The 19,887-nt window shown below is 65.4% G+C and carries 22 protein-coding genes and 1 tRNA gene; 6 read left to right on the forward strand and 17 right to left on the reverse strand.

Annotated elements, in window-relative coordinates; genetic code table 11:
• Positions 1-105: 105 nt before the first annotated feature.
• Entirely contained in the window at positions 106-1,002 is an 897-nt protein-coding gene (locus ACTHJ1_RS04555; RefSeq protein WP_440188352.1) for a LysR substrate-binding domain-containing protein, read from the reverse strand.
• A gap of 176 nt (positions 1,003-1,178) precedes the next feature.
• On the opposite strand from ACTHJ1_RS04555, the gene ACTHJ1_RS04560 reads away from it, so the two are divergent.
• Entirely contained in the window at positions 1,179-1,793 is a 615-nt protein-coding gene (locus ACTHJ1_RS04560) for a glutathione S-transferase family protein (protein ID WP_440188355.1), read from the forward strand.
• Between the two features lie 103 nt (positions 1,794-1,896).
• Positions 1,897-2,040, forward strand: a complete 144-nt coding sequence (locus ACTHJ1_RS04565; protein ID WP_440188358.1) for a DUF3563 family protein — start codon at positions 1,897-1,899, stop codon at positions 2,038-2,040.
• Between the two features lie 2 nt (positions 2,041-2,042).
• Here ACTHJ1_RS04565 and ACTHJ1_RS04570 read toward each other — a convergent pair whose 3' ends face one another.
• The 9 genes from ACTHJ1_RS04570 to ACTHJ1_RS04610 all read right to left on the reverse strand — a co-directional run bounded on the left by ACTHJ1_RS04570 (position 2,043) and on the right by ACTHJ1_RS04610 (position 11,591).
• Positions 2,043-2,765, reverse strand: a complete 723-nt coding sequence (locus ACTHJ1_RS04570; protein WP_440188361.1) for an ArsR/SmtB family transcription factor — start codon at positions 2,763-2,765, stop codon at positions 2,043-2,045.
• 93 nt (positions 2,766-2,858) lie between these two features.
• On the reverse strand, positions 2,859-3,989 hold the full coding sequence (locus ACTHJ1_RS04575; RefSeq protein WP_440188364.1) for a M20 family metallopeptidase: 1,131 nt from the start codon (positions 3,987-3,989) through the stop codon (positions 2,859-2,861).
• A 76-nt stretch (positions 3,990-4,065) separates the two neighbouring features.
• Positions 4,066-4,971 carry an alpha/beta hydrolase gene (locus ACTHJ1_RS04580; RefSeq protein WP_440188367.1) on the reverse strand — a complete coding sequence of 302 codons (906 nt, stop codon included), beginning with the start codon at positions 4,969-4,971 and terminating at the stop codon, positions 4,066-4,068.
• 35 nt (positions 4,972-5,006) lie between these two features.
• Positions 5,007-6,026, reverse strand: coding sequence for an ABC transporter ATP-binding protein (locus ACTHJ1_RS04585; protein WP_440188370.1), 1,020 nt, complete (start codon positions 6,024-6,026; stop codon positions 5,007-5,009).
• A gap of 1 nt (position 6,027) precedes the next feature.
• Positions 6,028-6,999 carry an ABC transporter ATP-binding protein gene (locus ACTHJ1_RS04590; protein WP_440188406.1) on the reverse strand — a complete coding sequence of 324 codons (972 nt, stop codon included), beginning with the start codon at positions 6,997-6,999 and terminating at the stop codon, positions 6,028-6,030.
• A 74-nt stretch (positions 7,000-7,073) separates the two neighbouring features.
• Positions 7,074-7,991 carry an ABC transporter permease gene (locus ACTHJ1_RS04595; protein WP_440188373.1) on the reverse strand — a complete coding sequence of 306 codons (918 nt, stop codon included), beginning with the start codon at positions 7,989-7,991 and terminating at the stop codon, positions 7,074-7,076.
• 7 nt (positions 7,992-7,998) lie between these two features.
• Positions 7,999-8,976, reverse strand: coding sequence for an ABC transporter permease (locus tag ACTHJ1_RS04600; RefSeq protein WP_440188376.1), 978 nt, complete (start codon positions 8,974-8,976; stop codon positions 7,999-8,001).
• Between the two features lie 25 nt (positions 8,977-9,001).
• A complete protein-coding gene (locus tag ACTHJ1_RS04605) occupies positions 9,002-9,946 on the reverse strand; it encodes a succinylglutamate desuccinylase (protein WP_440188379.1) in 945 nt (314 codons plus the stop codon).
• Between the two features lie 13 nt (positions 9,947-9,959).
• Positions 9,960-11,591, reverse strand: coding sequence for an ABC transporter substrate-binding protein (locus ACTHJ1_RS04610; protein WP_440188409.1), 1,632 nt, complete (start codon positions 11,589-11,591; stop codon positions 9,960-9,962).
• Between ACTHJ1_RS04610 and ACTHJ1_RS04615 the strand changes: the two genes are divergently transcribed.
• Entirely contained in the window at positions 11,575-11,745 is a 171-nt protein-coding gene (locus ACTHJ1_RS04615; RefSeq protein ID WP_440188382.1) for a hypothetical protein, read from the forward strand. The genes ACTHJ1_RS04610 and ACTHJ1_RS04615 overlap by 17 nt on opposite strands.
• Before the next feature lie 4 nt (positions 11,746-11,749).
• On the opposite strand, the gene ACTHJ1_RS04620 is transcribed toward ACTHJ1_RS04615, so the two are convergent.
• On the reverse strand, positions 11,750-11,974 hold the full coding sequence (locus ACTHJ1_RS04620; RefSeq protein ID WP_440188385.1) for a hypothetical protein: 225 nt from the start codon (positions 11,972-11,974) through the stop codon (positions 11,750-11,752).
• Between the two features lie 160 nt (positions 11,975-12,134).
• Entirely contained in the window at positions 12,135-12,989 is an 855-nt protein-coding gene (locus ACTHJ1_RS04625) for an NAD(P)H-hydrate dehydratase (protein ID WP_440188388.1), read from the reverse strand.
• Between the two features lie 116 nt (positions 12,990-13,105).
• Between ACTHJ1_RS04625 and ACTHJ1_RS04630 the strand changes: the two genes are divergently transcribed.
• From ACTHJ1_RS04630 to ACTHJ1_RS04640, 3 genes are all read left to right on the forward strand, one after another.
• Entirely contained in the window at positions 13,106-14,350 is a 1,245-nt protein-coding gene (locus tag ACTHJ1_RS04630; protein WP_440188391.1) for a CaiB/BaiF CoA transferase family protein, read from the forward strand.
• A 69-nt stretch (positions 14,351-14,419) separates the two neighbouring features.
• Positions 14,420-15,937 (forward strand): 3-hydroxyacyl-CoA dehydrogenase, encoded by a 1,518-nt coding sequence (locus tag ACTHJ1_RS04635; RefSeq protein ID WP_440188394.1) that lies wholly within the window; start codon positions 14,420-14,422, stop codon positions 15,935-15,937.
• Positions 15,938-15,967: 30 nt separating this feature from the next.
• Positions 15,968-16,042 (forward strand) — tRNA-Arg (locus ACTHJ1_RS04640).
• Between the two features lie 64 nt (positions 16,043-16,106).
• Here ACTHJ1_RS04640 and ACTHJ1_RS04645 read toward each other — a convergent pair.
• From ACTHJ1_RS04645 to ACTHJ1_RS04665, 5 genes are all read right to left on the reverse strand, one after another.
• The gene (locus ACTHJ1_RS04645; protein WP_440188397.1) at positions 16,107-16,997 is read right to left on the reverse strand and encodes a LysR substrate-binding domain-containing protein; all 891 of its coding nucleotides are present in this window, start codon (positions 16,995-16,997) and stop codon (positions 16,107-16,109) included.
• A gap of 120 nt (positions 16,998-17,117) precedes the next feature.
• Positions 17,118-17,774, reverse strand: a complete 657-nt coding sequence (locus ACTHJ1_RS04650; protein ID WP_440188412.1) for an amino acid ABC transporter permease — start codon at positions 17,772-17,774, stop codon at positions 17,118-17,120.
• Positions 17,774-18,487, reverse strand: coding sequence for an amino acid ABC transporter permease (locus ACTHJ1_RS04655; protein WP_440188400.1), 714 nt, complete (start codon positions 18,485-18,487; stop codon positions 17,774-17,776). The genes ACTHJ1_RS04650 and ACTHJ1_RS04655 overlap by 1 nt, the downstream gene beginning before the upstream one ends.
• A 43-nt stretch (positions 18,488-18,530) precedes the next feature.
• Positions 18,531-19,289, reverse strand: coding sequence for a transporter substrate-binding domain-containing protein (locus ACTHJ1_RS04660; RefSeq protein WP_440188415.1), 759 nt, complete (start codon positions 19,287-19,289; stop codon positions 18,531-18,533).
• Positions 19,290-19,399: 110 nt separating this feature from the next.
• The coding region (locus ACTHJ1_RS04665; RefSeq protein ID WP_440188403.1) for a TOBE domain-containing protein at positions 19,400-19,887 on the reverse strand (488 nt) is incomplete at its 5' end.

Below are 19,887 nucleotides of genomic sequence, written 5' to 3' on the forward strand. Positions count from 1 at the left end.
GCGCCCAAAGTCCCTTCGGGACTGCCCCGACTCTTAAGTCGCTCGGCCTGGCCACGCGCCCCCAGACACCGAACAAGACTCAGGCCTTATGCTTGCCTGGAAAAATTAAAACCTCACCTTTGCCGAGAAGGCCTCGAACTCGGCGGTGATCCAGGCTCTGAAATCGCGCACTTTTTCCGGCATGGCTTCGCGTTGCGGCCAGACCAGCCAATAGGGGTAGGGATAGGGCACGCGGACATCGGTGATCTGCACCAGCCGGCCCTGTTCCAGCAGATCGGCGACGATGCTGTAGCGGGTGAGCAGCAGGCCTTGGCCCAGTTCGGCACAGCCGATGGAGATGTTGGAGTCGTTGGCGCGGAACTGGATGGACTGGACGGGTTCGAGTACGCCGGCGGCGCGGCACCAGTCGATCCATGCGTTGTCGGTTTCATGAAGGAGCGGGCAGCGAATCACTTCGTTCGGTGTGCGGGGCAATTTGCCGCCGGCAAAGTTCGGCGAGGCAACGACGAGCGCGACGTCCTTGAACAGCAGTTGTTGCGCCAGATTCGGCCAGGGGCCTTGGCCCATGCGGATGCCCACGTCGGCCATGCCTTGCTGCAGCTCGCTCAGTTCCAGTCCGGTCTGCAGGCGGATGCGATAGTGCGGATGGGCCTGGCGGAATCGGGGCAGGCGCGAGATCAGCCAGTGCAGCGCGAGGGAGTGCAGTGTCGTGATGACCAGCTCGTCTTCTTGCGGGCGCGCGCGGGCCTTGCGGGTGGCGGCTTCGATGTCGCGCAGCGCGTCGCGGATCTCGAGCGCGTAAAGGCGGCCTTCTTCGGTCAGCGTCAGGCCGCGCCCGGCGCGCACGAACAAGGGCACGTCCATGATGTCTTCCAGCAGTTTGATCTGCTGGCTGATGGCCGAGTGGGTGACGTGCAGTTCGCGTGCGGCTGCGGTGACGCTGCCGAGTCGGGCGACGGCCTCGAAGTAGCGCAGCGCCGGCAGGGGAGGGAGATGGCTCATGTGTTAGTAAAACTAACGAGGGACGTTGATTTTTACCGCTTTTCCAGTCGCCGCACTATGGTTAACCTTATCCGTAACAACCCGAATATGTCTTTCGAGTGCAGCGGTTTCAAGTCTCGGTAGGCATCGGGCTGAAAAAAATTTCAACTTTAAGAAATTCTAACGCCAGGTTCATCATGCAACTTATCGGGATGCTCGATTCGCCCTTTGTTCGCCGCACGGCGATCAGCCTGAAGCTGCTCGGCATTCCCTTCGAGCATCGGTCCGTGTCGGTCTTCAGCACATTCGACCAGTTCCGGGCGTTGAACCCGGTGGTCAAGGCGCCGACGCTGATTCTGGACGACGGTCAGGCCTTGATGGATTCGACGCTCATTCTCGACTATGCCGAGCGTCTGGCGGGGTCGTCGGCCGCGATTTTTCCGGCCGATCTGGCCAGGCGAGCCCGCGCGGTTCGCCTGACGGGTCTGGCGATGGCGGCCAACGAAAAGTCGGTGCAGATCGTGTACGAGCGCAAGGTGAGGCCGACCGACAAGCTGCATCAGCCCTGGCTCGATCGTGTGCGCGGGCAGCTTCTGGCGGCCTACGACGAGCTAGAAAAGGATTTGAAGGCCCAGCCTCTGCATGGGGCGGGACAGGCACTGGGCCACGACGGCGTTGCCGTCGCGGTGGCGTGGAATTTCACCCAGATGATGGTGTCCGACGTCGTGCCGGCGTCGGACTATCCATGCGTGCAGGCGTTTTCGGCACATTGCGAGCAGCTTCCCGTGTTCCGGGAAACGCCCGCGGCGTAGTACCGGCCGGTCGCTGCCGCAGCGGCCGCCGCGTAGGAACGTGGCGGTTTTATTCGAGTTTTTTAATCAGTATCTCGTCCGTTCGGCGGACTGGGAGGGAATCATGTTTTCGCAATTTTTTAGTCGGCTGGCCCAATCTCTGGGATTGCGCAATCTGTCTCGTGACGAAGCCTATCTGTCCAGCGCCGTCGACCTCGGCCAGCTGGAATGCCGCGTGCTCGCGCTGGACCACGGTCTGGAAATCTGAGGTTACGGTCGTACCCCGAAGAGGCGGGCGAAAGCCTGTTGTCCGGCAGGCGTGACGGTGACGCTGCGTGTGCCTTCGGGCCGCCTTATCCAACCCTGCTTCAGGTAGTGCTGAAACAGGGCGGCGCCGAGCGTGCCGGCGATATGGTGCCGGCGTTCGCTCCAATCCAGGCAGGGTCGGCAAAAGACGCGGGTGCTCCTGCGAGGCGCAGCGTGTTGCGCGCAAGCTTCGGGCTCGATGCCCAGATCGTGCAGGAAGCGCGTTCCCTGTTCCGTCAGGGCGCCGGCTTCGGGCGTCAGTTCGATATGGCCTGCTGCAATCATGCTGTCCGTGATGGCCACCGCGATTTCGCCGGCCAGGTGGTCGTAGCAGGTGCGCGCGTAGCGCAACGCTTTGTCGCGCGGGCCGGTGACGACGCGCGGACCGCGCGCTTGCGATCCCGCTTCGCGTTCGACCGAGACGGACATGATGTGTTCCAGCATGTGCGCCACGGAAGGCGAGGCGAGCCGGTGATAGCGATGACGGCCCTGTTTTTCCACGGACAGGAGACCGGCCTGCGTCAGCTTGGCCAGGTGCCCGCTGGCCGTCTGGGGCGAAATGCCCGCCAATTGGGCCAGTTCCGCTGCAGTCAGGGCGCGACCGTCCATCAGCGCGGCAAGCATGCTTGCCCGCGCCAGGTCTCCGATAAGCGCAGCCGTTTCGGCCAGCGATGCCGTGCTGAGCATGGCGTGTCTCCTACGCAGTCCGGCCAGATTAGCAAGATTTCCGGCACCAATACTACGGATCTCACCGTAGCGTCGATGCACCGTGTGGCGGCATCAGGCCAGCTGTTTGAGCAGCAGATGCCAGAACTTCGTGCGCTGTTCCAGCGTGGACACCAGGATGTATTCCTGGAGCGTGTGCGCGCCGTCGCCGTCTGCGCCCAGGCCGTCCAGCGTCGGCACACCCATGGCCGATGTGAAGTTGGCGTCGCTGCCGCCGCCCGTCATGGGGGCGTCGTTCAGTTCGAAGCCGGCCGTTTTGGCAAAGCTGCGTGCTTTGTCCAGCAGCGCGGCGCTGGAGGCCGTCTTGACCATGGGCGGACGATTGAGCTCGACGTCGATGTCGAGTTCGGTGTCGGGACCCACGGCGCAGAGTTCGCGCATGCGGCGCAGCACGTAGTCGGCGGCGGCCATGTCGGGCACGCGGAAGTCGACCACGCAGCGGCAGCGCTCGGGCACGGTGTTGGTGACGGTACCGCCGGAGATGGTGCCCACGCTCACGGTAATGCCGCGTTCATAGTCGGTGATGGCTTCCAGTGCCAGCACCTGATGGGCCATTTCCTTGATAGCGCTGCGGCCTTTCTGGTGGGCCACGCCGGCGTGCGCGGGCATGCCCTTGACATCCAGGCGCAGCATGCCGGTGCCCTTGCGGGCGGTGACGCACATGCCGGTTTCGGCGCGGGCCGGCTCGCAGACGAAGCAGTACTTGGCGCTGGCGGCCAACTTCTCGATCTGCGAACGCGAAGCGTGAGTGCCGGTTTCTTCATCGGGCACCATCAGGAAGTCGATAGGCAGGGCGGTGGCGCCCGGCTCGCCCAGGCCGGCCATGGCCGATAGGGCGATATAGGTGCCGGCCTTCATGTCGTAACCGCCGGGGCCGTAGAGACGGTCGCCTTCGATGCGGACGGGATTGTCCTTGAGCGTGCCCAGAGGATGCACGGTGTCCATGTGTGCCAGGATGAGCAGGCCGGGGCGCGTATCGCCTTGGGCGCGGTTGGTGGCAAGCAGCGCGGGACCGACGTGATCGCCCAGCGGGATCACGGTGGTCTTCAGGCCCTGCTGGCGGGCGTATTCGGCGGTGAGTTCGGCCATGGCAGCCACGCCGGCCGGCACGCTGGTGGGGGATTCGCAAAGCATCCAGGCGGAGATGCCGGCAACCATCTGTTCGGTAGTGGGTAGCGTGCTCATGGCGGAGTCCAAAAGAGTGAGAGGGTTGATCGGGAGATGACGCGTTGAAAAGGTATCAAGCAAAATGCGCGCGGCCTCAGGCCGCCTGCCCGCCGGTGATGCGCGCTATCTCGTCGGCGTCGGGCATCCTGTCGTCGAACCACAGGCTGGCGCAGACCGCAGACATGGCTCGGCCATCGTGGCCGACGCCCGGTACGCTGTGCAGCGTCCAGTTGCAGGCCAGGCCGCGGCGCCGGGCCTCGGCCTGGCCTGCCGCGAGATAGTTGTGTGCGCGCGCATGGCGATGCGGGCCTTGGGCCATGGCGGGCGGATCGGAGGGCAGGTGCTCTCCCTGGGTTTCGATGTCGCGGTCGCCGGCCAGGATCGTCATGGGGTAGGACAGCAGGTTTTCCAGATGCCGCTCGGTCAGCCCCACGCCGCCCAGGCCTTCGGGGAAGTTGCGTTCCATGGTGGGCAGCGTGTACCAGCCGGGGTTGCCGATGGTCACGGCCTTCCACGGGGCGTGCGATTGGCTGCTCATGAGCCGGTGCACGAACTGGCCACCGGCCGAGTGACCGAACAGATAGGTATGGTTGCCGTCCACGAGTTCGGCCGCGACGAGGTCGGCCACCACGCGCGCGGGCAGCGCGTAGGACCAGCCGTCGACGTGGCGCGGATTGCCCATGGCGGTGTAGGCCAGGCCGTTGTTGTAGCTTTCCACGCCGGGCCATATCTGGTTGGAGAACGTCGGCGCCACGATGAGGAGCTTGTGCTTGTCGGCCGCCTCGACCCAGAAGTCGCGATAGTCGTCGCCGTTGCGCATCACGCCGTGCTGCACGATCACCACAGGACGGTCGGGCGTGTGGCCGTAGGGACGATAAGTGTGCAGCGTGATGGGACGGTCGGCGTTGCGGTCTTCGTCGATGTAGGCGATGGCGTTGCGGCCGGCGTGGCCCAGTTCGAGAGCGAGGCGTTCTGTGTTGCTGAGATCGGCGGGTTTCATGAGGCGGCGGAGTATCGGTTGCGTGGCCTTGGCGGTCAGGCGGTTTCGTTCAGATGGCAGGCCGACCAATGGCCGGCAGCGATGGTCTTGAGCTCGGGCGCCTGGTCGCGGCAGCGCGGCAGCGCGTGGGGGCAGCGCGGGTGAAAGGTGCAACCCGAAGGCGGATTCAGGGGCGAGGGAATCTCGCCGCGTATGGGCGTGAATTGCCGGCCGCGCCGCGCCACGTCGGGCATCTCGGCCATGAGCGCCTGCGTGTAGGGGTGATTGGCGCGCGCGAAGATCTCGGCGGCCGGCGCCTGCTCGACGATCCTGCCCAGGTACATGATGGCCACGCGGTCGGAGATGTGGCGCACCACGCCCAGGTCGTGGCTGATGAAAAGCATGGTCAGGTCATGTTTGGCGCGCAGGTCCATGAACAGGTTGATCACCTGCGCCTGGATGGACACGTCCAGCGCGGCCACCGGCTCGTCGCACACCAGAAAGCGCGGCGACACCATCAGCGCCCGCGCGATGCCGATGCGCTGGCGCTGGCCGCCGGAGATTTCGTGCGGATAGCGGTCGCGGTAGTCGCAGTCCAGGCCGACTTCGCCCAGCGCGCGGTCGACGCGCTCTTGCACTTGCGCGGCGGGAACCAGTTTGTGTACCTTGAGCGGTTCGCCCAGGATCTGACGCAGGCGCTGGCGCGGATTGAGCGAGGCTTGCGGATCCTGAAAGATCAGCTGCACGCCCAGCGTGTAGTCCAGGCGCTCCCTGCCTTGCAGTTGCGCGACAGATCTGCCTTGATAAAGCACCTGGCCTTCGCTCTGCGCATGCAGGCCGGCCACGACGCGGCCCAGCGTGGATTTGCCGCATCCGGATTCGCCCACCAGGCCCACGACCTCGCCGCGTGCCAGCGACAGCGATACGCCATTAACCGCATGCACCACGCGGCGTTCGATGCGGCGGCCGCCCAGGGCCAGCAGCCGCTGGGCCATGTCGGGACGGCTCTCGAAGCGCTTGTGGACGTCGCGCAGTTCGATGACGGGCGCGGCGTGGAGGCTCTTTTCTTCGCTCATTTCATGCATCGTGGGGAATCGCCGCGAGCGGGACGTAGCAGCGATAGCTGCGTTCGCCTTCCTGCACGGGTGCGGGAGCCTGCTCGGCGCAGCGCGTCACCGCGTTGGGGCAGCGCGGACGGAAGGCGCAGCCAACGGGGCGCGCCGCCAGGCTGGGTGCCATGCCGTCGATCTGAGGCAGACGGGCGCCGGGCAGGGCTCGCGCAGGCATGGATTCGAGCAGGCCGCGCGTGTAGGGGTGGCGCGGCGCGTCCAGCACCTGGGCCACGGGGCCGGTCTCGACGATGCGGCCCGCGTACATCACGGCCACACGGTCGGCCAGTTCGGCGACCACGCCCAGGTCGTGAGTGATCCAGATGAGCGCCGTGCCGTGCTCGCGGCAGAGCTGCTGCATGCGGTGGAGAATCTGCCCCTGGATGGTGACGTCCAGCGCGGTGGTGGGCTCGTCGCAGATGATCAGATCGGGCTTGTTGATCATGGCGATGGCGATGGCCACGCGCTGGCGCATGCCGCCGGAAAATTCGTGCGGATAACTGCGCAGGCGTTTTTCCGGCGAGGGAATGCCGACCCTTTCCAGCGCCTCCACGCAGCGGCGCAGCGCGTCGCGGCGCGGCTCTGCGGCATGCGCTTGAATGGCTTCGAGCATCTGCTCCTCGATGCGTAGCACCGGGTTGAGCGTCATCAACGGATCCTGAAAGATCATCGCGATGCGGTTGCCGCGCAGTTGCCGCATTTGTTCTTCGTCGAGCGCGCGCAGGTCCCGGCCGTCGAAGCGGATCTCGCCTTCGATCACTTCGCCCGGAGGATCGATCAGGCCCAGCAGCGAAAAGCCGGTCACGGATTTGCCCGAGCCCGATTCGCCCACCAGGCCCAGGATCTCGCCGCGCCGCACCGACAGGTCGACGCCGTCGACGGCCGGCCAGGCGCCGGCTTCGGTATGAAAAGCCGTGCGCAGTCCGCGCACGTCCAGCAGCGGCGCTTGTCGGGGCGCATCGGGTTGGCGCGCCCGGGAAGGAAAGGCCGCCTCGAGCCGGTTCCAGGGATCGGTCACTTCTTCGGGTCCAGGGCGTTGCGCAGGCGGTCGCCCACGATATTGATGACGAGGATCAGCGCCAGCAGCGCCAGGCCTGGGAACAGGCTGATCCAGTAGTCGCCCGACAGCAGGTATTGAAAGCCGTTGGCGATCAGAAGGCCCAGCGAAGGCCGCGTGACCGGCACGCCCACGCCCAGAAAGGACAGCGTGGCTTCGAGCACGATGGCGTGGGCTACTTGTACGGTGGCGAACACCAGCACCGGCCCCAGGCAGTTGGGCAGCAGGTGGAACAGCATGACGCGCCACGCGGGATAGCCCAGACTGGCGGCCGCCTCGACATACTCTTTGTGGCGCTCCTGCAATGCGCGGCTGCGCATGATGCGCGCGTAATGCGCCCACTGCACCAGCACGATGGCCAGTATCACTTTGTCCACGCCGCGGCCCATGATGGCCAGCAGCACCAGGGCTACCAGAATGGAAGGAAAACCCAGGACGAAATCCACCAGCCGCATGAGCAGCATGTCGACGAGGCCGCCGGCGTAGGCCGCGAGCAGGCCTACCAGGCTGCCGATGGCGGTGGCGATCACCACCGAGGCCAGGCCCACCAGCAGGCTGACGCGCAGGCCGTACAGAATGGCGCTGAGCATATCGCGGCCCTGGTCGTCGGTGCCCAGCAGATAGCGTGCGCCATCCATGGACTGCGAGAACGGCGCCAGCCGTCCGTCGAGCAGATTCAGGTCGGCAAGGTTGTAGGGGTTCTGCGGCGCGAACCAGGGCGCCGCCAGCACCAGCACGATGAGCGCCAGCAGGGCCAGGCCCGCGCCGCGCACGGTGGGGCGGGACCGCAGCTGCTTGAGTATGCCGGCACGCCGCGGCGTGTCGGACAGCGGCTGCAGCGTACGCGCGCGGGTCTTGGAAGACGTCGTCTGCATGATGTCGTCAGGCCGCGCTTTCAACGAGCTGCACGCGAGGATCGAGTGCCGCGTACAGAATGTCGACGATCAAATTCACGATCACGAAGATCAGCGTGGCCAGCATCACATAAGCCACCACCACCGGTCGGTCGAGATGGTAGACGCTGTCGATGAGCAGCTTGCCCATGCCGGGCCAGGCGAATACGGTCTCGGTGATGGTGGAATAGGCGATGAGCTGGCCGAATTCCAGGCCGATCACGGTGATCACGGGGATGAGAATATTGCGCAGAATGTGGCGCACCACGATGCGCCCGGGCCGTATGCCCTTGGCGCGCGCAAATTTGACGTATTCCTGCGATTGCGCCTCGGCCACGCCCGAAGCCGTCATGCGCAGCACCAGCGCGATGTTGGCCAGCGACAGGTTGACGGCGGGCAGGATGAGATGGCGCCAGCCTTGCAGTGTGGTGATGGTCAGCGGAATGCCCAGCACGGGAACCGGATCGGCCCGGCCCGAGGCGGGCAGCCAGCCCAGCCACACGGCAAAGGTCAGGATCAGCATCATGCCCAACCAGAAATTGGGCAGCGAAAAGCCCAGCACCGATCCCGAGAGTATTCCCCTGCCCAGCAGCCTGTTGCGGTAAAGGCCGGCCACCAGCCCGAGAGGAACGCCGACAACGCAGGTCAATGAGACGGCGATGACGACCAGCTCGAAGGTGGCCGGCATGCGCTGCGCGATCAACTGGATGGTCGAGGTGCCGTAGACGAAGGAGGTACCCAGATCGCCGTGCAGCGCACGCACCAGGAAGTGCCAGTACTGATCCCACAAAGGCAGGTCCAGCCCCAGCCGCGTGATCATCGCGGCGCGGTCGGCGGGGCTGGCTTGAGGGCTTACCAGCAGCTCGATCGGGTCTCCCACGGCATATACCGCGAGGAAGACCACGAGCGAAACCGCCAGGAGCACGAAGGCGCTCTGGATGAGACGGCGTACGATGAACAGGGCCACTTCGGGTCTTCTGCGTTGACAGGCCTCAGGCCAGCGGCTGGGCCAGACGCACCATCGTCACGCCCGGCCGTAGATTGGCCAGCGACGAGGGCATGATGAGCACGCAGTCGTCATACGGCGCGGTCACCGGCTCGCCGTCGTTCCAGCCTATGACCGTGCCGGCGGGCAAGGATTCCAGGCCCTTCCATTCTTGAGCGAAGCGAAAGTCGGTGCTGCGCGCGGCGACGGCTTGCGTGACGCGCAGGGCCCGCTGGCGCGGCGCGTCGGGCAGAAGCCACTCGGCGGGCAGATCGGCGCGATCCACCGCACCGGAGGCCGCGAGAAAGCGCGCGGTCTGGTCGATGGCCACATCGCGCGACGAGAGCGCGCCGTGCAGGCCGCATTCGATCAGCAGCGAGCGCGTGCCGTTGTCGCCGGGTTCGCCGAAACGGCCGTAGTCGCGCATGCGCACACCCGCGGCATGGCCGGCGTCGGCGATGATGTAGGCCGGCCGGCCCAGCGACAGAGCCAGATCGATGTTGCGGCGCTCGATGCCGCTCAATTGCAAGGGTTCGGCCGACGCGCTCATCGAGTGCAGATCGAGCAGCCAGTCGGCCTCTTGCAGCCAAGGCAGGATCGCATTGGCGCGGCGGCGCTCCTGCGTGTCGTTCGCGGCCAGCTTGTCCGCGCTCCAGATGCGGTTCATGTCTTCGTCGACGAAGCGCGAGACCGGGTTGCTGTGCGGATCGAAGCGGTCGAAGGCCGCCAGGTTGCAGAAGGTCAGCGTGAGTTTGCCGCGCCGCGGGCGCACACCCGCGGCCAGCAGCGTCTTCAAGGCCCAGGCGCCGCAGATTTCATCGCCGTGGATGAGCGCTGAGACCATCACATGGCGGCCCGCCGTGCCCGAGTCGAAATGCCAGACGCCGTCGACGCCGGTATTGCCGGCGCGTTCGGCGCAAAGGTCCGGCTTGGGTAGATCGAATACGTGCATGGTTCCCGTCGCCTTACATCGTCGCAGGTTTGACCGACGTGGCCAGCGTGTACTGGTCGCGGCGGCCTTCGTAGGTGATGCCCTTGCGGAAAGCCCAGATGCTGCTTTCGAAATACAGCGGAATCAGCGCCACATTGTCCAACGCGATCTGCGTGGCCTGCTCGTACAGCTTGCGGCGCGCGGCCGGGTCGACAGTGGCCTCGCCTTGCAAAAACGCCTTGTCGAAGTCGGCATTGGAGAATCGGCCGTAGTTGCTGGTGCCGCGGGCATGGGGCAGGTCGTGAGTGGTCACCCAGATATGGAACAGATCCGAGGCCTCGCCGTCGTCCGAGGGCCAGCCGCCCATGGAAAAAGCGAAATCGAGTTTGGCGCGCTTGGGGAAATAGAGCGTGGCGGCCATGGCGTCGACATGTGTCTTGATGCCGATGCGCGACAGATACTGCGCCACGGCCTGCACGACCTGACTGTCGTTGATGTAGCGGTCGTTCGGCGAGGAGAGCGTCAGTTCGAAGCCGTTGGCATAGCCGGCCTCGGCCAGAAGCTTCTTGGCTCGCGCAGGGTCGTACTTGATTTCGGGCGCCTTGGGCAACGCGCCGAACATGCCGTCGGGCATGTACTGGTAGGTCACCGTGGCCATGCCGTCCATCAGGCGCGAGACGATGGTCTTGCGGTCGATGGCCATGTTGATGGCTTGGCGCACGCGCAAGTCGGCCAGCGGGTTCTTGCCGTCGGGACCGCTGACCAGCGGACTGGTGCGGCCGATGGCGGGCTGGAAGAAGATCAGGCGGGTCGAGGGCGTGGCCACGTAGCCGAACTTGGGATCGTTCTTGATGCGCTGCAGGTCGCGCGCGGCCGGGTTTTCGATCATGTCGAAATCGCCCGAGAGCAGGCCGGTCAGGCGCGGGCCGGCGTTGGGCACCGGGATGAATTTCACTTCCTTCCAATACGGCTTGTGTTTTGCGTCCCAGTAGTTCTCGTTGCGCACCAGATCGATGCCGGTGCCCGGCACGTACGACTTCAGCAGATAGGGGCCGGTGCCGATGGCGTCTTTGCCGTTGTTGAAGTCGATGGCGGTGGGCCAGGGGCCGGTGACGCCGCAGCCCGTCTTGGGTGCGAAACTGAGCTTGCCGTGCGGCACGATGCCGTTCCAGAGTATGGGCAGCGTGTGGGCGAATTCGGCCGGCAGCAGCGGCAGAGGGCCGTCGGTCTTGATGATGACGGTATGGTCGTCGGGCGTCTGCACGTCCGTCAGGCGCTTGGTGGTGTCGGTATACGAGCGCGAGACGTTGGTCGGGTTGTTGAGAGAACGGCAGATGCTGAACAGCACGTCCTGCGAGGTAAAGGGTTGGCCGTTGGAGAATTTGACCCCGTCACGCAGCTTGAATTCCCAGGTCGTTTCGTCGAGGTTTTTCCAGGAAGTGGCCAGTCCGGGCACGAGTTGCATGTCGGCGGTGCGGCCTATCAGCTCTTCGAAGACGTGCGCCGCGAGCGATTCGTTCTGGGTGGTCCGGTGATAGTAAGGATCCGCCGCCGTGGGTTCGGCGGCAACGGCGATTTTCAGGGTCTGGGCTCGTGCAGTGCTGGCGGCAGCGAGGCCGGCCATGCTCAGCACGGCGAGGAAAACCGCGGTGGTGCGCGACGACATCATGGTGCAACTCCGGATTGATAAGCAGGCGATTATCTACCCGATGCGCAGGACTGAAAAGCCGAACGGCCCGGCCGGCGGATCAATCCGCCGGCCGGGCCGTCGTCAAATGCAGGACCGCGCGCAACGCGCGGTCTTCAGCGTGCTTGCCTAGCGGCTTACCACTGCGTGCTGGCGAAGCGCGTGTTGTGGTTGTAGGCGCGATCCATGGCGTCGTTCAGGCGGCTGATGAAACCGAGCAGCCTGTCGGCGCCGCGGACCACGGCCAGGCCGGAAGACTTCAGGAAGGGGACCAGCTTCACGGTTTCGGAGGCGCTCATGGCCTCGAGCATCAGTTCGCGTTCGAGTTGGTCGGTCAGGCGGAATTCGGTGTTGGTGTTCATTGCGGCTCCAGATCGGCGGAAGTGCCTCGGTAAGCAATGAAGTCAGTATAGGGATTACCCTAAACTCACGCAATAAAAATTCTAGGGTTAACCCCAGGTATTTTGTAAAAATTACTACATTATGGAATTCAATACCACAATATGAAATTATGAGGACTGCTCAACCGCGATTTCGCAGCGCACGGGCGACATCCGCGAGCTCTCCTGCCGTCAGTCCTATCGGCCCTGTTCCCGCAGCCGCCAGCGCATCGGCCGCCGCGCCGTGGAGCCAGACCGCGCCGGGCACAGCCTGCTCCAGCGGTACGCCCTGGGCGATCAGGCTGCCCAGCATGCCGGCCAGCACATCGCCGGTGCCTGCGGTGGCCAGGCCCGGATTGCCTGTGGTGTTGATCCAACAGGTATCTGCAGCGGGTGGGCAGACCAGGGTGCCCGCGCCCTTGAGAACGACCCAGGCCCGATATCGTCGCGCCAGCGCCTGCGCGGCGGCGGGCCGATCGGCCTGGATGTGCCCGGCGGGGCAGCCCAGCAGCCTGCCGGCTTCGGCGGGGTGAGGGGTGAGCACCACGGGGGCTGGACCCCAGTCGGGCGGCAAAGCGCCGTGCGCCAGCAGATTCAATCCGTCGGCGTCCAGCACCAGCGGCGTTTGCGCGCGGGTCTGAAAGAGCGTGCCCAGCAGCAGGATTGCGTTGTCGAGCGTGCCCAGCCCGCAGCCGGCCACCCATGTCGTCAGGCCCAGCGGGCCGGCATCGGCCAGGAGGTCGCGGCCGGACCGCAGCATCAGCTCCGGTTGCAGCGGATCGCAGGCCAGGGGCGCCGAGTCCTGGGCAAAGCCCACCAGCACCTTGCCGGCGCCCAGGCGCAGTGCAGCCCGGGCGGCCAGCAGGGCCGCGCCCGTCATGCCCGGACCGCCGCCCAGCACACCAAGCGTGCCGAAGCTGCCTTTGTGCGCGTCGGCCGCGCGCGGGGCGAAAAGCGCGGAGAGCTGGTCTCGCAGAATGGGAATGGGCGTCGTCATCGAAAAGAGGGGTAGGCGAAGTGGGGCAAAGTGAGGCCGGCCGAGACGCGTCCGGGGCGCGGTCGGAGAATTGGCTAAGATTATCGACCCGTTGTGTCTTTTTAGGCTTGAAGCATATGTCCGTGCAATCCACGCCGCCGCGTCCCGCTCCGCTCGCCGGCATCCGCGTCCTCGATCTGACCCGCGTGCTCGCCGGGCCGTGGTGCACGCAGAACCTCGCCGACCTGGGCGCCGAGGTCGTCAAGGTCGAGCGGCCGGTGGCGGGCGACGATACCCGTGCCTGGGGGCCTCCGTACCTGAAAGACCAGGACGGCAATGCCACGAGCGAAGCGGCCTATTACCTGTCGGCCAATCGCAACAAGCTGTCGGTGACGGTGGATATCGCCACGCCGCGCGGCGCGCAGGTCGTGCGCGAGCTGGCCATGCAGAGCGACATTCTCGTCGAGAATTTCAAGGTGGGCGGCCTCAAGAAATATGGCCTGGACTACGACACGCTGCGCGAGATCAACCCGCGGCTCATTTATTGCTCGGTCACCGGCTTCGGCCAGAACGGCCCCTATGCCAATCGCCCCGGCTACGATTTCATGATTCAGGGCATGGGCGGGCTCATGAGCATCACCGGCGAGCGCGACGATCTGCCCGGCGGCGGCCCGCAAAAGGCGGGCGTGGCCGTGGCCGATCTGATGACCGGCATGTATTCCACGGTGGGCATACTGGCCGCGCTGATCGAGCGCGACAAGAGCGGCCTGGGTCAGCATATCGACATGGCGCTGCTCGATTGCCAGGTGGCCATGCTGGCCAACCAGAACCTCAACTACATGACCTCGGGCAAGGTGCCGCAGCGTGCGGGCAACGCGCATCAGAACCTGGTGCCTTATCAGGTGTTCGCGGCGGCAGACGGCCACCTCATCGTGGCGGTGGGCAACGACAGCCAGTTCCGCAACTACAGCCGCGTAATCGGCATGAGCGAGCTGGCCGACGATCCGCGCTTTGCCACCAATCCGCAGCGCGTAATCAATCGCGAGGCCCTGGTGCCCATCCTGGTCGAGCGCATGAAATCCGGCGCGCGCGACATGTGGCTGGCCGAGCTCGAGGCCGCCGGTGTGCCGGCGGGACCCATCAATACGCTGGAACAGGTCTATCAGGATCCGCAGGTGCAGGCGCGCGGCATGAAGTTGGAACTGCCGCATCCCACGGCCGGTGTGGCGCCCATCGCGGCCAGCCCGCTCAAGTTGTCGGGCAGCCCGGTGCGCTACGAGCGGCCTGCGCCCACGCTGGGCCAGCATACGCGGCAGGTGCTGAGCGAACGCCTGGGCCTGTCCGACGCCGAGATCGACGCGCTGTCCCGGCCCGAGAACTGAATCGCCGTCTCTACGCCGGGCAGGCCCGGGAGGCCTGCCCGTCCGATCCATCAAGATAAGGAAGTCGTCATGCAGGACATTCAAACGCTGGGCGTCGTCGGCGCCGGCGCCATGGGGCGCGGCATCGCGCAGATCGCCGCGCAGGCCGGCGTGCGCGTCAAGCTTCACGACGCCAACGGCGACGCCGCGGCCGCCGCACGCGAGATGCTGCGCCAGACCTGGGACAAACTGGCGCAGAAGGGCAAGTTGAGCGAAGCCGATGCGCAGGCCGCGCTGGCCCGCATCGAGCTGGCCGCTTCGATGCAAGACCTGGCCGACTGCCAGGCCGTGGTCGAGGCCATCGTCGAGCGGCTGGACGTCAAGCGCGAGGTGTTCGCCAAACTCGAGGCCATTGTCGCGGCCGATTGCATTCTGGCGTCCAACACCTCGTCGCTGTCCATCACGGCGATCGCCACGGCGTGCAAGCAGCCCTCGCGCGTCGTGGGCTACCACTTCTTCAACCCCGTGCCGCTGATGAAGGTGGTCGAGGTGATCGACGGCCTGCGCAGCGATCCGGCCGTGGGCGATGCGCTGATGGCGCTGGCGCGCCGCATGGGTCACACGCCCGTGCGCGCCAAGGATATGCCCGGCTTCATCGTCAACCACGCGGGCCGCGGCATGCTAATCGAAGGGCTGCGCGCAGCGCAGGAAGCCGTGGCCGGCTTCGACCAGATCGACGCCATCATGCGCGAGCAGGCCGGCTTTCGCATGGGGCCCTTCGAGCTGCTGGACCTGACGGGTCTGGACGTCTCGCATCCCGTGATGGAATCGATCTACCAGCAGTTCTACGACGAGCCGCGTTATCGGCCTTCGCCTATCACCGCGGTGCGTCATGTAGGCGGGATGTTGGGCCGCAAGACGGGCGCCGGCTTCTACGACTACATCGACGGCCAGAAGCAGGTGCCGGCCGAACCGGCCGCGCCCGCGTTGCCGGCCGGCTTGAAGGTCTGGGTGAGCCGCCACAGCTCGCAAGGCTATGCGCGCGCCATGGCGCTGATATCGACCTTGGGCGTCACGGTCTGCGAAAAGCCCGAGGCGGACGCGCTGTTCATCGTCACGCCCTATGGCCAGGACATCTCCACCAGCGTTACGCAGCAGGGCCTGGACGCCGCGCGCACGGTGGGCCTGGACACCCTGCATGAGCCGGTGCCCGGCCGCCGGCGCACGCTGATGCTGTCGCCGGCCACGCAGCCGGCCTGGCGCGACGCGGCCCATGCGCTGCTGGCCGCCGACGGCGCGCCCGTGAGCGTGATCGCCGACTCGGCCGGGTTCATCGCCCAGCGCATCATTGCGCACATCGTCAACATTGCCTGCGACATCGCGCAGCAGCGCATCGCCACGCCCGAGGACATCGACCGCGCCGTCACGCTGGGCCTGGGCTACCCCATGGGCCCTCTGGCGCTGGGCGATGCTCTGGGCTCGCACCGTATCCATGAGATTCTGGTGAATATGCAACGCGTCACCGGCGATATGCGCTATCGCCCCAGCCCGTGGCTGCAACGGCGCGTGCAGCTGGACATGTCGCTCCTGGCGCCCGCGGCGGCGTAGTTACGAATCTTCGGTACAATGGCGCCCGCTGCGGCCGTAGTTCAATGGATAGAATTAGGGTTTCCGAAGCCCTCGATACAGGTTCGATTCCTGTCGGCCGCGCCAATCATCCATAGGCCGGGCGCCCTCAACGGGGCGCCCGGCTTTGTTTTCATGGGGCATCGATCCGCTAGGACACTGCCGGCTGATCTCGCTGGCATGCCGCTATCCACTTGCTAAATAGCGTGACCTTCAGTTGTTGGGCCACGCAGTCGGGATAGACGAAGTAATAGCGCGAACCCGTATCCACGACCAGATCGAACGGCATCACGAGCCGGTTGGCCGCCACGTCTTCGGCGACCAGGGTGCGGTCGCCGATGGCGACGCCGAAGCCCTGCGTCGCGGCGCTGGTCGCCAGATCGAGCGACTGGAAGGTGGGGCCGGCATTCGCATCGACGCCGGTGGCGCCGGCGCGGCCCAGCCACAATTTCCAGTCCGCGTGATCGCGCGTCGGGTGCAGCAGGGTGTGCTGCGCCAGGTCGTCGGGACTGGCCAGCGGATGCTTCTGCAGGAGTTCCGGCGTGCAGACTGGAGTGAGGTGTTCGTCGAAGAGCGGCACCGCATGAACGCCGGGGCCGGGCGACGAACCATAGATGATGGCCGCATCGAAGGGCTCGGCCTGGAAGTCGACTTCGTGGTGCCAGGTCGTGGTGATCTGCACCTGAAAATCGCAATGCTCCGTTTGAAACCGCATGATGTGCGGGATCATCCAGCGCATGACGCAGGTCGGCACTTTCAGCGCGAGTTCGGTGCGCTGCCGGGTGAGGTGGTCGGAGGTTTCTTCGATGCGGGTGAAGCTCTCGCGCACGATGGGCAGCAGGTGCTCGCCCTCGGCGGTGAGCAGCAGCCCTTTGGGCGACCTTCTGAAAAGGGGGAAGCGGTAATACTCTTCCAGCGCGAGGATCTGACGGCTGACGGCGCCCTGCGTGAGGCAAAGGTGATCCGCCGCGCGCGTGAAGCTTCCGTAGCGGGCGACCGTTTCGAAGACCTGCAGAGCGTTCAGGGGCGGAAGGCGTCTCATGACGGGCGATTTGCGGATCTGCCGGGTCGCATGCGGGCCGAGTCGACCATGCGTACAGACCCATTGCGATCGATCATTATATCGACGCCCATAGCGTGTGGATGCCGCGTCGGCCCCGTTTCACCGGACGCGCGCCGCGCGGTGGCGGCGCTCGAGCGCGCGCGCGTACCAGGTCAGCGGGAAGCACATCGCGAAGTAGATCAGCGCAACCATTGCATAGATCGGAAACGGCCTGAAGACCGCATTGGTGATCATGTTGCCGGTCTTGGTCAGTTCGGTCAGGCCGACGATGGAGGCCAGCGCGGTGCTCTTGACGACCTGAACGAGAAAACCCACGGTCGGCGGCACGGCGATCTTCCAGGCCTGCGGCCAGATCACGTAGCGCAGTTGCTGCGTCCAGCTCATTCCGAGACTTGCCGCCGCGCCCCATTGTCCGCGTGGAATCGATTCGACGCAGCCGCGCCAGATATCGACCAGATAGGCGCTCGTATAGAGGGTGAGCGTAACCGTCACCGCCGTCCAGGCATTGACGTCGATGCCCAGCAGCGGCAGGCCGAAAAAGCCCAGGAACAGCTGCATCAGCAGCGGCGTGCCCTGGAAAAGCTCGACATAGAGCTTGACGAATCGGTGCAGCGACGAAAACGGCGAGACCCGCATCGCCAGCAGCACCAGGCCCGCCGCGCCACCGCCGACGAAGGCAATGAGCGACAGCAGCACGGTCCACCGCGCCGAGAGCAGCAGGTTATAGGCGATATCCCAATTGCTGAATTCGACCATCATGCGTTCTCCGCCGCGGTCGTTGCGGGGGGGCGGCTTGCGCTGCGCGGGGTGCGCCCGGCGAACAGCCGGGCTCCCAGTCGATTGAGCAGCCAGCGCAGCCCCATCGCCAGCAATAGATAGATCACCGTGACAACGATGTAAGTTTCGAATGAGCGAAAGTCGCGCGATTGAATGTAGTTCGCCGCGTAGGTGAGATCCTGCACCGAAATCTGCGATACGACGGCCGACCCGAGCATCATGATCAGCACCTGGCCGACGACGGCGGGGTAGACGTTCGCCAGCGCCTGCGGCAGCACCACATGAATGAACACCTGCGGCCCGCTCAGGCCGATCGCGCGCGCCGCCTGTTGCTGGCCCGGCGGCACCGATTCGATGCCCGCGCGCACGATCTCGATGGCATAGGCGCCGACGTTGACGGCCATCGCAAGCACGGCCGCCTGTACCTCGTCGATATGTATTCCCAGGCTGGGAAGGCCGAAGAAAACGAAGAAAAGCTGGACGAGAAAAGGCGTATTGCGGATCAGCTCGACATAGGCCGAGACGGTCGCGCGCGCCCAGCGCGGCCCCGCGATCGCGGTGATCGCGCCCGCAGTGCCGACGAGCCCGCCCAGCGCGGTGGATGCGGCGGTAAGGCCGAGCGTGACGCCTATGCCGCGCGCCAGCAGGCCGGCATGTCTGCCGATGTCGGTGAAATCGAAGGCATAAGTCATCGCAATGCCTCGCTGGCCGATCGGCGCTGGCGCGGGCCGGGCATCAGAGATCCGCAGGCAAGGGCGCGCGCAGCCATTTCTTCGAGATGGCATTGAGCTCGCCGCTCTTTTTCGCCTGGGCGATGGCCTCATTCACCTTTTCCATCAGGCGCGGCTCGTCCTTATTCAGGCCGACATGATCGGGAGAGCTGAACAGCGAGAATTTTTCTTCCGGATCGATGGCGGGGTGACGCGCGATGATCGTCGCGCCCACATCGTTGCCGGTGACGAGCAGTTGCACTTGTCCGGAGAGAAATGCGGCGATGGCGCCATTGGGGTCGTCGAAGCGCTTGATGGTCGCACTTGCGGGCGCCGCCTTGGTGATGGTCAAGTCCTCCAGCGTGCCGTGCGCGACGGAAATGGTCTTGTTCGCGAGATCGGCCGCCGTCTTCACCGCAATTTTCTTGGGCCCGAAAACAGCGAGAAAGTAGGGGGCATAGGCTTGCGAGAAATCGATGACCTTGGCGCGCTCCGGCGTTTGGCCGACCGACAGCAGCATGTCCACCTTGTGGTCGGCCAGATAAGCCATGCGGTTGTCGCCGTTGACCTGCACGAGCTCGACCTTGGCCTTGAGCGTCTTGCCGATCAGGTTGGCCATGTCGATGTCATATCCCTGCGGTTTCATATCGGGCCCGATCGAACCGAAGGGAGGGTAGTCCTCGAAAACGCCGACGCGCACGACGCCGGATTTTGCGATGGCGTCCAGGGTGTCGGCATGCGCGGCGGGCGTGGCGACGGCAACGCCGACTGCGCACGCCAGCATCAGGATTGTGCGAGCCAGGATGCCCGGAGTGTGACGACGGGTGAAGATCGATGCGTTCATGGGGAATATCTCCTTTTGCGGGTTGTGCATCGTGGAAAACGTCAGGCGTATCAGTCGGGCGCGCGGGCAGGGATTAATTTGCAGGCGTGCGCAGGCAGTTCGGCAAATACCGGCATGCCGACGCGAAGGTCCGGGGCCTCGCGCGGCGTCGTGGCCACGGTCAAATTGAAACCGTCGCATTCGATGGCGGCCTCGATGGAGACGCCCACGTCGCGCACGAAGGCGACGACGCCGGACAGCACATTAGCATCGGTAGTCGCTCGATTGGTGCGCAGGCAGATGTCTTCCGGACGGACCAGCAGGCGCAGGTCGCCGCGCGGCGGCTTCCGATCGGCGGCCGATATGGCAAGACGCTGTCCGCCGGGCAGCACGATTTGCCCGGCATCGGCCGGCGTGACGGGCAGGATGTTGCCCAGGCCGATGAAATCGGCGACGAACTCGTTGACCGGGTGGCGATAGATATCCAGCGGCCGTCCGGACTGCTGAATTCTGCCTTTCTCCATTACGACGATTTCGTCGGCCATCGTCATCGCTTCGC

The organism is Bordetella sp. (assembly GCF_051960075.1).
Classification (GTDB): Bacteria; Pseudomonadota; Gammaproteobacteria; order Burkholderiales; family Burkholderiaceae_B; genus Bordetella.